The sequence below is a fragment of the Planomonospora sp. ID82291 genome (assembly GCF_015711645.1).
Lineage (GTDB): Bacteria > Actinomycetota > Actinomycetes > Streptosporangiales > Streptosporangiaceae > Planomonospora.
This window is the reverse complement of record NZ_JABTEX010000002.1, coordinates 1,737,904-1,750,146: the sequence shown is the minus strand read 5'-3', so window position 1 is coordinate 1,750,146 and position 12,243 is coordinate 1,737,904. Positions and strand designations below refer to the sequence as shown.

The window sequence follows — 12,243 nt, the reverse complement described above, 5'->3', positions numbered from 1 at the left end:
ACGGGCCCGGCCGAGGAGGTGACCGATCGGTGCGTCGGATACGGCGCGCCACGTGAGCCCACCGGTCGGCGGCGGGCGCGGTTCAGGACCGGGAGAGCGCCTGCTCGAAGTCGGCCCACAGGTCCTCGACGTGCTCGATGCCGACCGCCACCCGGACGGTCCCCTCGCCGATCCCGTGCCGGGCCAGCTCCTCGGCCGTCAGCGACTTGTGGGAGGTGGTCGCCGGGTGCAGGATCAGCGTCTCCACGCCGCCGAGCGAGGGGGCCAGCAGCGCCAGCCGTACCGAGCTCATGAACCGCTCCCCGGCGGCGCGCCCGCCGACGAGGTCGAAGGAGAAGACCCCGCCGAAGTCCGGCAGCAGCTTGGCGGCCAGCGCGTGCGAGGGGTGCGAGGCCAGGCCGGGCCAGTGCACGGCCGCGACCGCCGGGTGGGCGTCCAGGCGCAGCGCCAGCTCCCGGGTGTTGGCGCAGTGGCGCTCCATGCGCAGCGGCAGGGTCTGGATGCCGCGCAGGGTCAGCCAGGCGGCGAACGGGTCGGCGGTCGCGCCCAGGCCGGTGGCGAACTTCCACACCGTGCGGTAGAGCTCCTCGCCGGCGAAGACCGCGATGCCGCCGAGCACGTCGGTGTGGCCGCTCAGGTACTTGGTCGTGGAGTGCACCACGATGTCGGCGCCGTGCTCGATCGGGCGGCACAGGATCGGCGAGGCGAAGGTGTTGTCCACCACCGAGACCAGCCCGGCCTCGCGCGCCGCGGCGCACATCCCCGGCAGATCGGCCACCTGGGTCACCGGGTTGGCGATCGTCTCCAGGTAGACCAGCTTCGTGGACGGCCGCACAGCGGCGCGCAGCGCGGCGGGGTCGTCCTCGGAGACGTAGGAGACCTCGACGCCGAACCGCGCGGTCAGGTCGTTGAGCGCCGCGGCGGTGCCGCCGTAGAGGGCCTTCTGCGCGATGACGTGGTCGCCGGGCTTCAGCAGGCCGAACAGCACGGAGTTGATCGCGCCCATGCCCGAGCCGGTGGCCACGGCGCCGACGCCGCCCTCCAGACCGGTGACGGCCTCCTCCAGGGAGCGGACCGTCGGGTTCGACAGGCGGCCGTAGACGAACGGCCCGTCGGGGCGGTTCATCCCGTCGGCGAAGACCGCCGGGTCGTCGAAGACGAAGCCGGAGGTCTGGTAGAGCGGCACCGCGATCGGGCGGCTGCCCTCCAGCGGCGGTTGGGGGAGGTGGACGGTGCGGGTCTCCGGGCGAAGCTCACTCATAGGTCAACGATGTCCGTTCACGGGGTTGTCCTTCAGAGCCAATCGGGGCGTAATTGGCTCATTATGCGATCCAATTTAGACGATTTCGCCATCCGGCTCGGACGGTGGTCGTCCGGCCGGGGGCCGCTCTACCTGCTGCTGGCCGCGAAGATCCGGACGCTGATCGACGACGGCGAGCTGCCGGCCGGCGGCCCGCTCCCGCCCGAGCGGGCCCTGGCCCGCAGGCTCGCGGTCGGGCGGGGCACCGTCGTGGCCGCCTACGAACGGCTCCAGGAGGAGGGCCGGGTCACCCGCCGGCAGGGCAGCGGCACCCGGGTGGCCCCCGCCGCGCCGTCCGCCGTGCGCGCCCCCGCCGGCGCGGTCGCCAACCCCCTGCTCGCGCACCTGCTGGACGCTCCGGACGACGTCGCCCCGCTGTCCTGCGTCGCCCCGGACGCGCCGCCGCCCGCCCTCACCGAGGCGTACGGCCGCGCCCTGGCCGAGCTGGCGGCGGTCAGGCACGACATCGGCTACCACCCGGCCGGGCACCCGGTGCTGCGCGAGGCGCTCGCCGCCCGCTACCGGGCGCGCGGGGTGCCCACCTCCCCGGAGGAGATCATCGTCACCAACGGCGCCCAGCAGGCGCTGACCCTGCTGGCGGGCCTGTTCCTGTCCCCCGGCGACACCGTGCTGACCGAGGCCCCCACCTACCCCGGCGCGCTGGAGGCCTTCCGCGAGGCCTCGGCCCGGTTCCGCACGGCGGCCGACGCGGCGGAGTTCGGCGCGGCGCTGGCCGACCGGCCCGCACTGGGCTACCTCATCCCGACCGGGCACAATCCGACCGGTTCGGTCATGCCCCCGCTCGTCCGGCGCCGCCTGGCCGCGCTCGCCGCCGAGCACGACGTGCCGGTCGTCGACGACGAGGTCCCGGCCGAGCTCTGCTTCTCGGGGGAGACGCCGCCCCCGCTCTGCGCCTTCCACCCCGGCGAGCGGCTCATCACGATCGGCTCACTCAGCAAGATCGTCTGGGGCGGGCTGCGGGTCGGCTGGATCCGCGCCGCCGCACCGCTGGTCGTCCGCCTCGCGCGGCTGCGGGCCATCGGCGACCTCGGCGGCGACGTGCTCTCCCAGCTCGCCGCCGCCCACCTGCTCACCCGCCTCGACGAGCTGCGCCGCGACCGCGCCGCCGTACTGCGCCGCCGCCACGACCACCTCCTCGCCGAGCTGGCCCGCGCCCTGCCCTCCTGGACCGTCGCGCCGGCGCTCGGCGGCCAGACCGTCTGGGTACGGCTCCCGCACGGCGACGCCGACGCCTTCGCCCAGGTCGCCCTCCGCCACCGGGTGGCGGTCCCCTCGGGACGGTCCTTCGACCCCTCCGGGGGCCACGGCGACTGCCTGCGGCTGCCGTTCGTCCTCCCCGAGCGGGAGCTGACCGACGCCGTCGACCGGCTCGCCGCCGCCTGGCACGACTACGACGGGACCGGCCGCTCCGCGGCGCTGCGGCCCCTGGTCCTGTGAGCCCGGCCGCGCGCCGCCCGGCGGACGACGCCCGCGACCGGGTCCGGCGGGTCCGGTCAGACGTCGGTGAGGCGGAGGCCGGCGTGGGCCTTGTAGCGGCGGTTGATCGAGATCAGGTTGGCGGTCAGCGCCTCGACCTGGTGGGCGTTGCGCAGGCGCCCGCCGTACACCCCGCGGACGCCGGCGATCCGCCCGGCCAGCGCCTGGACGGTGTCGGTGGCCTCGCGGTCGTCGCCCAGGACGAGCACGTCCAGCTCGATCTCGTCGACCTCGGGGTCCAGCAGCAGGACGGCCGAGACGTGGTGGAAGGCGGCGACCACCCGGCTGCCGGGCAGGACCGCGGCGGCCTGCTGGGCGGCGCTGCCCTCCTCCACGGCCAGGGCGTGGGCGCCCTGCTTGTCGAAGCCCAGCGGGTTCACGCAGTCGACGACGATCTTCCCGTCCAGCTCGGCGCGGAGCGACTCCAGGGTGGCCTTGTGGCCGTCCCACGGCACCGCCACGATCACGATGTCGGCCTCGGCCGCCACGGTCGCGTTGTCCGCCCCGCGCGCCCGCGCGCCGACGGCCTCGGCCGCCTCCCGGGCCCGCTCCTCGCTGCGCGACCCGATCAGCACGGTGTGCCCGGCGAGGGCGAACCGCCTGGCCAGTCCCTTGCCCTGGTCACCGGTGCCGCCCAGGATCCCGATGGACAGCCCGCTCACGTCCGGAAGGTCAGTGCTCATTCGTCGCTCCTCGTCGTTCTCGGCCGCCGCGGACCGGCTCACCGGCGCGGTGCGCGCGGCCGGGCCTCTCCTGGGGTGACCGGCCCGCCGCGGGGTCCGGTCCGCCTTCACGCCAGATCATGCCAGGCCCGTGTTCCGCGGACGGCTCCGGGGCGCCTGGGGCACGATGGGGTCCATGGACGGTGGATCGGTGGCACTGCTGCGCGAGGTCCTGGAGTCGACCGGGTGGGTGGAGCGCACCCGCGAGCTGGGTCGCGCCCTGCGCACGACGCGCTCCCCCGGCGGCCTGCTGGTGGTCGGCACCCCGGCCGACGAGCCCTGGCACCTGACCGCGCACCTCGGCGACGAGGCCCGGCTCTCCGGCCTGCCCCAGCTCGCCCCGACGCTGGTCCGCTGGTCCCCTCCCCCGGACGCCCCCGCCCACCTGCGGATCGGCCTGGAGCGGATCGAGAAGGCCCGGCGGGGCGAGACGCTGTTCGTGGTCGCGGAGGAGCGGGCGCCCGACCCGCTGCTGGAACGGGTCAGCGACGCCCGCCGCACCGGGGCGACCATCCTCGCGCTGGACGGCGGCGACCCCGAGCTCGAAGGCCTGGCCCACGACGCGCTGGCGGTCCCCGCCCGCGCCCCGCTCTCCTTCGACGGGGCCCAGCACCTGGTGAGCATGGCCGCGGGCGAGGAGCCCCGCCCCGCCGGGCCGCGGGCCGGACTCCGCTCCCGCCTCGCCCGGCTGCTGGAGCGGCTCAGCGGCCCGCACGTCCCGGACTGACACCGCCCGGCCCCGCCCGGCTCAGCGGCCCGCACGTCCCGGACCGGCCCCGCCCGGCCCCGCGGCCCGGCCGCCGGTCCCCGCGCCCGGTCCGGCCTGCGGATTTGCCGTTCGACGCCCCACCTGTGAATCATGTGTCGTCCGTGTTCGCATGCACCGACGTGCCCGGTACACCCGGGGTGTCCCGTTTCCCAGGAAGGCGGTGAGCGCCCCGTGAGGCGACTCGTCGAGCTGAGCCACCGGATCACCGAGGGCATGGTCACCTACCCGGGCGTCCCCGGGCCCCGGCTCGGCGTGCACCTGAGCCGGGAGGCCTCCCGCGAGGTCTACGCGCCGGGCACCGAGTTCCACATCGGCAGCATCGAGCTGGTCGCCAACACCGGCACCTACCTCGACACCCCGCACCACCGCTACCCCGACGGCCCGGACCTGTCGGGGGTGCCGCTGGAGGCGCTCGCCGACCTGCCCGGCCTGGTCGTGCGGGCCGAGGGGCTGCGCTCGGTCGGCGTCGGCCTGCTGAAGGACCTCGACGTACGGGGCAGGGCCGTTCTCCTGCAGACCGGCTGGGACCGCCACTTCGGCACCGAGGCCTACCTCCGCGACCACCCCTACCTCGAACCGGAGGCGGCGAAGTGGCTCGCGGACCGGGGCCCGGCGCTCGTCGGCATCGACTCCCTGAACATCGACGACACCCCGCCGCGCGGGGAACGCCCCGCGCACACGCTGCTGCTGGGCGCGGGGATCCCCGTCGTGGAGCACCTGACCGGCCTGGCCGCGCTGCCCGACACGGGGTTCCGCTTCCACGCCGCCCCGCCGATGGTCGCGGGCATGGGCACCTTCCCCGTACGGGCGTACGCGGTGGTCGGGGACCGGCCCTGACCGCCCGCCGCCCGGCCGGTCAGTCGTCCTCCCAGGCCTCGTCCTCGTCCTTCCACCTCTCGTTGCGGTCGGCCGCGGTCGCCAGGGCGCCGGCCGCGGCCTGGCGGGTCTCGTACGGGCCCATGCGGTCCTTGTTCGGGCAGCCCTGCTCGGGCTCGACCGCCATGTGCTTCAGGCAGAACCACCACTGATCGCTCATAGCGGCCATCCTGCCCGGTGCGAACGGCAATTAGACTGTGCAACCATGACGACAGTGCTCCAGCCCGGGCGGGTCTCGCCCCTGCGCAAGGTTCCCGCCCACATCCAGCGGCCGGAGTACGTCGGGAAGAAAACCCCGAAGACCGGCGAATCCGACGTCAAGACGCCGGAGGTCATCGAGCGGATGCGGGTCGCCGGCCGGATCGCCGCCCAGGCGCTCCAGGAGGTCGGGCGGCACGTGGCGCCGGGGGTGACCACCGACGAGCTCGACCGGATCGGCCACGAGTTCCTGCTCGACCACGGCGCCTACCCCAGCACCCTCGGCTACCGGGGCTACCCCAAGTCGCTGTGCACCTCGATCAACGAGGTCATCTGCCACGGCATCCCGGACGACACGGTGCTGCGCGACGGCGACATCGTCAACGTCGACATCACGGCCTTCATCGGCGGCGTGCACGGCGACACCGACGCCACCTTCCTGGTCGGCGACGTGGACGAGGAGTCGCGCCTGCTGGTCGAGCGCACGCTGGAGGCCACCGAGCGGGCCATCAAGGCCGTCGCGCCGGGCCGCCAGCTCAACGTGGTCGGCCGGGTCATCGAGGCCTACGCCAAGCGGTTCGGCTACGGCGTCGTGCGCGACTTCACCGGCCACGGCATCGGCACGACCTTCCACTCCGGCCTGATCGTCCCGCACTACGACGACCCGTCGCTGGCGGTCACCCTGGAGCCCGGCATGACGTTCACCATCGAGCCCATGCTGACGCTCGGCACCATCGACTACGACATCTGGCCCGACGGCTGGACCGCCGTGACCCGGGACCGCAAGCGGACCGCCCAGTTCGAGCACACCGTCCTCGTCACCGACACCGGCCGCGAGATCCTGACACTGCCGTAGCCGTCCCGGAGCCGCTCAGACCCGCCCGCGCGGCACCGTCGCGGTGACCGTGGTGCCGCCGCCGGGCACCCCGTTGACGGTGAGCGCGCCGCCGACCTCCGTCAGGTGGGCCCGCATGGCGGTGATGCCCCGCCCGAGGGCCGCGCCGCCGAACCCGATCCCGTGGTCGCTCACCGTCATCCGCAGCCCGCTGTCACCCAGGGTCACCGCGACCGAGACGGTCCTGGCCAGACTGTGCCGCTCGACGTTCGACAGGGCCTCGGCCAGCGCGGCCAGGACGGCCCGGACGACCAGGGGGGAGGCCCCGCGGGACGGGAGCGCCCAGATCTCCACGGTGATCCCCGTGCGCGCCGACCAGTCGGCGAGGCGCTCCTCCAACGCCTGCGCGAGGCTCCGTCCCTCGCGCATGCGAAGTTCCTCGGACATACGCCACCCCCTCCTGCGCGCGCGGCACCCGCCGGCCCCCCGACCGGGAACGTGAATGAGCGTGGTGCGCGACAGTCGGACGCTGCACCCGCCGGGATCAATACCCATTCTCCCTGCTCGAAAGGCTACCCGGCGGTGCGTAAGGCAGCGGTGAGGGGATAGGGGGCCGTAACCGCGGGGTCACTCGCCGCGATCACGCCTGTCGAGTTTTGCCAGAAAATCGTTGTAGGCGTCGAGCTCGGCGTCTCCGCTGCCGCCCGTGCGGGCCGCGGCGGCGTCCGCCCGGCGGTCGGCGCGGCGGGCCCTGCGGTCGTCGTCACGCCACCACTGGACGGCCAGCGCGAGCAGCACGATCAGCGTCGGGATCTCGCCGAAGCCCCAGGCGATGGCGCCGCCGGTCCGCTGGTCGGCGAGCGCGGAGACGCCCCAGGTCCGGCCGAGCTGGTCGTACCAGCCCTGCGCCAGGACGGTGCCCATGCTCATCAGCGCGATGCCGAAGAACGCGTGGAAGGGCATCGTGACGAACAGCACGATCAGCCGGGCGACGTGCGGCAGCTTGTGCGGCGCCGGATCCACGCCGATGATCACCCAGAAGAACAGGCAGCCGCTGACCAGGAAGTGCACCGTCATCGCGATGTGGCCGAGGTGCTCCTCCATCGCCTCGGCGAACAGCGGGGTGAAGTACAGCGCGTAGGTGGAGACGATGAAGATCGCGGTCGCGATCGCGGGATGGCCGACGAAGCGGACGAACCTGCTGTGCAGGATCGTGGTCAGCCACTCGCGGGGCCCCCGGTCGCCGCGGCGCACGGCGGGCTTGAGCGCCCGCAGCGCCAGGGTGACCGGGGCGCCGAGGACCAGGAAGATCGGGATCAGCATGGAGAGCGTCATGTGCTCGGCCATGTGCACGCTGAACAGCACCTTGGCGTAGCGGGCCACTCCGCTCTGGGTGGCGAGCACCAGGATCAGCACCCCGGTGAACCACGCGGCGGTGCGGCCCCACGGCCAGGCGTCGCCGCGCCGGGCGAGCCGTACGACCCCGGCGAGGTAGAGTCCGCCGAGCAGGGCGGCCAGCGTGCCGGAGAACAGGTCGAACCACCACAGCGAGGCCAGGTTCGCCGGGGAGATCTCCGGCGGCATGGTGTAGCCGAGGAGCTCGAAGGCCCGGTCGACCGGGAGGATCGCCGGGGGCGGCGCGGTGCGGGACAGCGCCACGGCCAGCCCGACCGCCGCGAACATCACCACGATCTCCCCGGTGGCGAACCGGACGAACGTACGGCTCCCGCCCGAGGCCAGACCCGGCAGGGTGCGCCTGCGGTGCCACCAGCCGGCCGCGCCCAGCAGCGCGAACGCCGCCGTCTTGGCCAGCAGCAGCGCTCCGTAGGCGGAGGTGAACAGCTCCGAGACCGAGGTGAGCCGGGCCAGCACGCTGAACAGGCCCGACAGCCCGGTGCCGAGGAAGCACCACAGCGCCAGCGCGGAGAAGCGGGCGGCGGCGACCTCCAGGTGCGGCTGCCGGCGCACCGCGTGGGCGCAGAGCACGCCGAGCCCGCCCACCCAGAGTGCGAGGACCACCAGGTGCACGGCGACGCCGGTGGTGGCCAGGTCGTGGTTGGGCGAGGAGGCGGAGTGACCGGTCAGCGCGGGCGGGAGCAGGGTGGCCAGGGCGAGCGCGAGCAGGCCGCCGGCCGAGCCGACGGTGATCGCCCCGCGGGCGAACAGGGCGATGGCCACCGCGAAGAGCACGACCAGGGTGAGCGCGATGCCCTGGGAGACCTGGCTGGCGTAGCTGGTCAGCTCGTCGCCGCCGAGCACGTCGGCGACGGGCATGCCGAGCGCGTCGGACAGGCTGAAGACCATCGTCGCCGCCGCGGCGGCGGCCCAGACGAGGCCGAGCCACGAGGCGGCCCTGACGTAGCCGAGGGCGGGCCTGCCGAGCAGGCCCTTGTCGCTGGGCAGGAGGATCGCGGCGGCCAGCAGCGCGCCCACGGTGAGCACGCCCGTCACGTCCATCGCCAGCTTGGCCAGCGGCAGCCCCCAGCGGGTGAGCATGCCCTGGTCGGGCAGGCCCGGGATGATCCGGGGGGCCGCGGCGCCGCCCGCGACCATGGCGGTCACCAGGGCGGCGACGGCCGCGCCCGCCCCGGCCAGCGCGAGCCTCGCCGTCCGGGCGTTCCCGGCCGGTGCGGGCGCACCGGCGCCGTCGTTCCCGGCCCGCCGTACGGGATCGCCGTTCCGACCGGTCCCGGCCCGCTCCGCGGTGCTCATGCGGTCTCCTCCGCCGGCCGCGGGAGCGGCACCGTCGGGGCCGCCGGGGCAGCCGGGGCCAGGGCCCGCCCGCTCACGGCCGCTTCCTGTTGCGCATGCTGAGGAACAGGCCGATGCCGATGCCGGTCATCCCGCCGAAGACGAGCCAGGCCCAGCCGGGCACTCCCCCGGAGTCCGCCGCGCCGGCGGCCGGGGTGGCGGCCGCCGCGGGCGCGGTCGGGGCGGCGCTCCCGGCCGGAGCCGGGGCCGCGCTCTGCGCGGAGCCGGTCGCGGCGGGGGGCGCGCTCGCGGCCGGGGAGTCGCTCTCCGCCGGGGAGGCGTCCGGGGACCCGGTCAGGGTGAACGGGATCTCCCCCTCGATCGGGTGGCCGTCGGAGGAGACCACCCGGTAGGCGATGACGTACCTGCCCGGGGGGAGCCCGGCCTCGACCTTCTGCGTCACCACCGTGCCGTCCACGACGGCCTTGCCGTCCTGGCGGGGCGTGTCGTCCCCGTCGCGCACGACGACGGTGGGGAAGCGCACCCGGGCGGTGAACGTCAGCTTCACCTCCTCCAGGCTCTCCACCTTCGCGTTCTCGGCAGGGTCGCTGCTCTTGAGCGCGTCGTGGGCGAGGGCCGGCGAGGCGAGGGCCGTACCGAGGACGAGGACCGCGAGGAGTGCGAGGGCGGCCGCGAAAGGGGAAGTCTTCATGGCATCCCCAAGGCTACCGACGCCGACGCGCGGTCCCCACCTCCGTGCCCGGTTACAGGCCCGCGCAGGCCAGCGCCCGCTGGTAGGCGTCCACGCTCCGGTCGGTCTCGTCGATCCGCTCCAGGATCCGCGCGGCGGTGAGCCAGGAGTGGGAGGTGTAGCGCGTGACGGGCAGCGGCTCCAGCAGTCCGGCCGCCGCCGCGAGCTCTCGGGTGGTCTCCTCCGTCCTGCCGAGCTCAGCGAAGATCTGACCGGCCACCAGGTGGGCGTCCGCCTGCAGGTCCTCCGGCATGCCGTCGAGCATGGACAGGACCGACCGGATGTGCAGTTCGGCCTTCTGCGGAGAACCCAGCAGGAGCTCGGCGCGGGCCAGGCCCATCGCGCAGCGCATCTTGTCCATCGAACTGGCGGAACTTTCCTCGAGTTCCTTCGCCACTTTCACCAGCAGATCACGCCAGCTCTCCGCCTCCTGCGGACGGAGTTTCGACATGATCACCGCATAGTCACCCCGAAGCCGCGCGTAGCGACGTGGGTCGCCGTACTCGGACTGAATGGCCACGGCCTTTTCGAAATGCGCGGTGGCCTCGTCCTCACTCCCGATTTCGGATGCAAGGATCGCCGCTTGCCAGTGCGTGAGAGTACGTGCCAGAGGGGTGTCGAGCCGCTCGGCCGCGGCGACGAGCTCGGCGGAGAAGTGGCGAGCGCGCAGCAGGTCGCCTCGTTCGATGTAGGCGGCGAGCGCCTGCACCCCCAGCCTGATCAATCCGTCGGTCCAGACGGGACGCACCGCTCCGCCCAGGATCTCCTCCACGACCTGCACCGCCTGGGCGAGCCTGCCCTGCTCGCGGTAGCAGATGGACAACTGGGTCACGATGTCGATGTGCCGGTCGGGGGAGATCTCTGATGCCTCGCGCTCACGCAATCCGATCAGCAGGGCGATCGCCGCATCGAGGTCGCCGCAGGCCCGAGAGGCGAGTGCCAGGCCGTACTCGGCCTCTTGGCGCAGCTGCGGCAGCCCGGCGAGCCCTTCGTCGGCGAGCAGCTCGGCGTAGCGGGTACGCGCCTCGACGACCTCGCCGTTCTCCATGGCGATCTTGGCATAGCCCAGCCCGAGCTCGATCTCCCGCATCTGCTCGGTCGTCACGCCGTTGATCAGGTAGGTCAGCGAGCAGTCGAGTTTCTGCGCCAGCAACTCCAGCACGGCCGGAGTCGGCGTGCGCTTGCCGCTCTCGATGAGGGAGACATAGCTGTCGGACAACTCCGGGTGCGCGAGCTGCGCCTGGGAGAGGCCGCGTTGACGGCGCATGGTCTTGATACGCTGTCCGACCAAGTCTTGACCAGTCACGTTGCTCCTTGAAAGATGTTGGTCGAGCAGCAGAACCTACGACAGGAGTCCCCCCGTGCGTCGACGTCTCGCCATCTCTGCCCTCGCCGCCTTCGTCACGGCCGTATTCGCCGTTTCGGTTAATGCTACGGCCGCAGGCGCCGATTCGTCCCCCTCCCGTCAGGGAGAGATCCGGATCCAGCTCGGCCCTCTCAACAACGCCGAGTAGAGCCGCCGCCACGACACACGACGCAACCCGTCAACGTGTCTCCAGGACGCTCGGCATATATCTTGCACGCTCCCCTGGTCCGGGATGCGCCGAGCGTCCACCCACACCGAAGATCCATCCCCATCGCCGCACCGACCGTCACTACCCCGCGACAACAGCGGCTTGGCGCGAGAAAATCACACTTCGCCGTTCAGCACAAGAGCGAGACGCCATTCCGTCGGCGGTTCCTCCGGCGACCGGCGTCTTCCGGCCGCATCGCGTGGACAATCCATCGCCGAGGTATCCTCCGCGAACCGCGCGCATCCTTATGGGAATCTCCGGCACCGCTTTCGCCGGGCCTCCTCCCCGCCTGTCTGCGACACGGGATCCGGAACGCCAGGTGAATTGCGTGGCCGACACGGACGCTCACTGTTTCCACACGTGCTGCGACAAGGCCGCGCCTTACGGCCGGCCGCAAGCCGGACGACCACTCAACGGGTTTCCGATACACCACCGGCACATTACAAACCGACACAATTAGATAATCTGGCGACTTAAGCGGACAATCAAATATCATCGATCGCTTAAAGCTCATAGGAACGTACGGGACGACCCGCACACCATTGGGATGGGGACTCGTCAGGTGAGATTTTCCATGCTCGGCGTCCTGTCGGTGCGCCGCACCGCTGGAGGGCTCGCCCCCCCCTCCAGCGCCGCAAGCATCGGCAGCTCTTGGTGACGCTCCTGCTCAAGAGCAACGCGTCCGTCTCCACCGACCACCTGATGGAGTCCCCGTGGGAGGCGGCCCCACCCCCGTCGGCCGAGCAGAACCTCAAGACCTACGTCCACACGCTGCGCAAACTGCTCTCCCCCGACGACCCCCGCTCGGCACCGATCAAGACGCACGGAACGGGATACCTCATCGCCCTCGAGCCGGACGACCTCGACCTCCTCGTCTTCCAGGACCTTGTTCGGTGAGGCACTCCATCGGGCCGACCGGAGCGATCAGGCGCTGTCGGCCCTCGGCAGAGCCCTGGAGCAGAGCCGGATCATCGGTCACCTCCGCTATGAGGCGGGCATACTCGGAAGCTGGGGGACCTCCATCTCGATC

General features: G+C 72.9%; 12 protein-coding genes. 5 read left to right on the top strand and 7 right to left on the bottom strand.

Annotated elements, in window-relative coordinates:
• Window positions 1-82 precede the first annotated feature (82 nt).
• The gene (locus HS045_RS18780) at window positions 83-1,261 is read right to left on the bottom strand and encodes a PLP-dependent aspartate aminotransferase family protein (RefSeq protein ID WP_196452604.1); all 1,179 of its coding nucleotides are present in this window, start codon (window positions 1,259-1,261) and stop codon (window positions 83-85) included.
• A 63-nt stretch (window positions 1,262-1,324) separates the two neighbouring features.
• On the opposite strand from HS045_RS18780, the gene HS045_RS18775 reads away from it, so the two are divergent.
• On the top strand, window positions 1,325-2,758 hold the full coding sequence (locus tag HS045_RS18775; protein WP_196452603.1) for a PLP-dependent aminotransferase family protein: 1,434 nt from the start codon (window positions 1,325-1,327) through the stop codon (window positions 2,756-2,758).
• A 56-nt stretch (window positions 2,759-2,814) separates the two neighbouring features.
• Here HS045_RS18775 and npdG read toward each other — a convergent pair whose 3' ends face one another.
• Window positions 2,815-3,480, bottom strand: coding sequence for an NADPH-dependent F420 reductase (gene npdG / locus HS045_RS18770; protein ID WP_196452602.1), 666 nt, complete (start codon window positions 3,478-3,480; stop codon window positions 2,815-2,817).
• A gap of 175 nt (window positions 3,481-3,655) precedes the next feature.
• Between npdG and HS045_RS18765 the strand changes: the two genes are divergently transcribed.
• Window positions 3,656-4,246, top strand: coding sequence for a hypothetical protein (locus HS045_RS18765; protein ID WP_196452601.1), 591 nt, complete (start codon window positions 3,656-3,658; stop codon window positions 4,244-4,246).
• A gap of 213 nt (window positions 4,247-4,459) precedes the next feature.
• Complete coding sequence (locus HS045_RS18760; protein WP_196452600.1) at window positions 4,460-5,125, top strand: cyclase family protein; 666 nt, start codon at window positions 4,460-4,462, stop codon at window positions 5,123-5,125.
• Between the two features lie 19 nt (window positions 5,126-5,144).
• Here HS045_RS18760 and HS045_RS18755 read toward each other — a convergent pair whose 3' ends face one another.
• A complete protein-coding gene (locus HS045_RS18755) occupies window positions 5,145-5,324 on the bottom strand; it encodes a hypothetical protein (protein ID WP_196452599.1) in 180 nt (59 codons plus the stop codon).
• Window positions 5,325-5,369: 45 nt separating this feature from the next.
• Here HS045_RS18755 and map point away from each other — a divergent pair, with 45 nt between their 5' ends.
• Window positions 5,370-6,218: a type I methionyl aminopeptidase gene (map, locus tag HS045_RS18750; RefSeq protein WP_196452598.1), complete on the top strand. Its 849-nt coding sequence runs from the start codon at window positions 5,370-5,372 to the stop codon at window positions 6,216-6,218.
• Between the two features lie 15 nt (window positions 6,219-6,233).
• Here the strand turns inward: map and HS045_RS18745 are convergent, their stop codons facing one another.
• The 4 genes from HS045_RS18745 to HS045_RS18730 form a co-directional block, all read right to left on the bottom strand.
• Entirely contained in the window at window positions 6,234-6,626 is a 393-nt protein-coding gene (locus HS045_RS18745) for an ATP-binding protein (RefSeq protein WP_196452597.1), read from the bottom strand.
• 198 nt (window positions 6,627-6,824) lie between these two features.
• Window positions 6,825-8,909, bottom strand: coding sequence for a cytochrome c oxidase assembly protein (locus HS045_RS18740; RefSeq protein ID WP_196452596.1), 2,085 nt, complete (start codon window positions 8,907-8,909; stop codon window positions 6,825-6,827).
• Window positions 8,910-8,982: 73 nt separating this feature from the next.
• Window positions 8,983-9,600, bottom strand: coding sequence for a copper resistance CopC family protein (locus HS045_RS18735; protein WP_196452595.1), 618 nt, complete (start codon window positions 9,598-9,600; stop codon window positions 8,983-8,985).
• A gap of 52 nt (window positions 9,601-9,652) precedes the next feature.
• On the bottom strand, window positions 9,653-10,945 hold the full coding sequence (locus HS045_RS18730; protein WP_196452594.1) for a helix-turn-helix transcriptional regulator: 1,293 nt from the start codon (window positions 10,943-10,945) through the stop codon (window positions 9,653-9,655).
• 835 nt (window positions 10,946-11,780) lie between these two features.
• Here HS045_RS18730 and HS045_RS18725 point away from each other — a divergent pair.
• On the top strand, window positions 11,781-12,110 hold the full coding sequence (locus HS045_RS18725; RefSeq protein ID WP_307827605.1) for a helix-turn-helix domain-containing protein: 330 nt from the start codon (window positions 11,781-11,783) through the stop codon (window positions 12,108-12,110).
• The last annotated feature ends 133 nt before the right edge of the window (window positions 12,111-12,243 follow it).

Excerpts from the sequence above, each read along its gene's own strand:
- HS045_RS18780 (WP_196452604.1), bottom strand. The coding sequence starts at position 1,261 with ATGAGTGAGCTTCGCCCGGAGACCCGCACCGTCCACCTCCCCCAACCG.
- HS045_RS18775 (WP_196452603.1), top strand. The coding sequence starts at position 1,325 with ATGCGATCCAATTTAGACGATTTCGCCATCCGGCTCGGACGGTGGTCG.
- npdG (WP_196452602.1), bottom strand. The coding sequence starts at position 3,480 with ATGAGCACTGACCTTCCGGACGTGAGCGGGCTGTCCATCGGGATCCTG.
- HS045_RS18765 (WP_196452601.1), top strand. The coding sequence starts at position 3,656 with ATGGACGGTGGATCGGTGGCACTGCTGCGCGAGGTCCTGGAGTCGACC.
- HS045_RS18755 (WP_196452599.1), bottom strand. The coding sequence starts at position 5,324 with ATGAGCGATCAGTGGTGGTTCTGCCTGAAGCACATGGCGGTCGAGCCC.
- map (WP_196452598.1), top strand. The coding sequence starts at position 5,370 with ATGACGACAGTGCTCCAGCCCGGGCGGGTCTCGCCCCTGCGCAAGGTT.
- HS045_RS18745 (WP_196452597.1), bottom strand. The coding sequence starts at position 6,626 with ATGCGCGAGGGACGGAGCCTCGCGCAGGCGTTGGAGGAGCGCCTCGCC.
- HS045_RS18740 (WP_196452596.1), bottom strand. The coding sequence starts at position 8,909 with ATGAGCACCGCGGAGCGGGCCGGGACCGGTCGGAACGGCGATCCCGTA.
- HS045_RS18735 (WP_196452595.1), bottom strand. The coding sequence starts at position 9,600 with ATGAAGACTTCCCCTTTCGCGGCCGCCCTCGCACTCCTCGCGGTCCTC.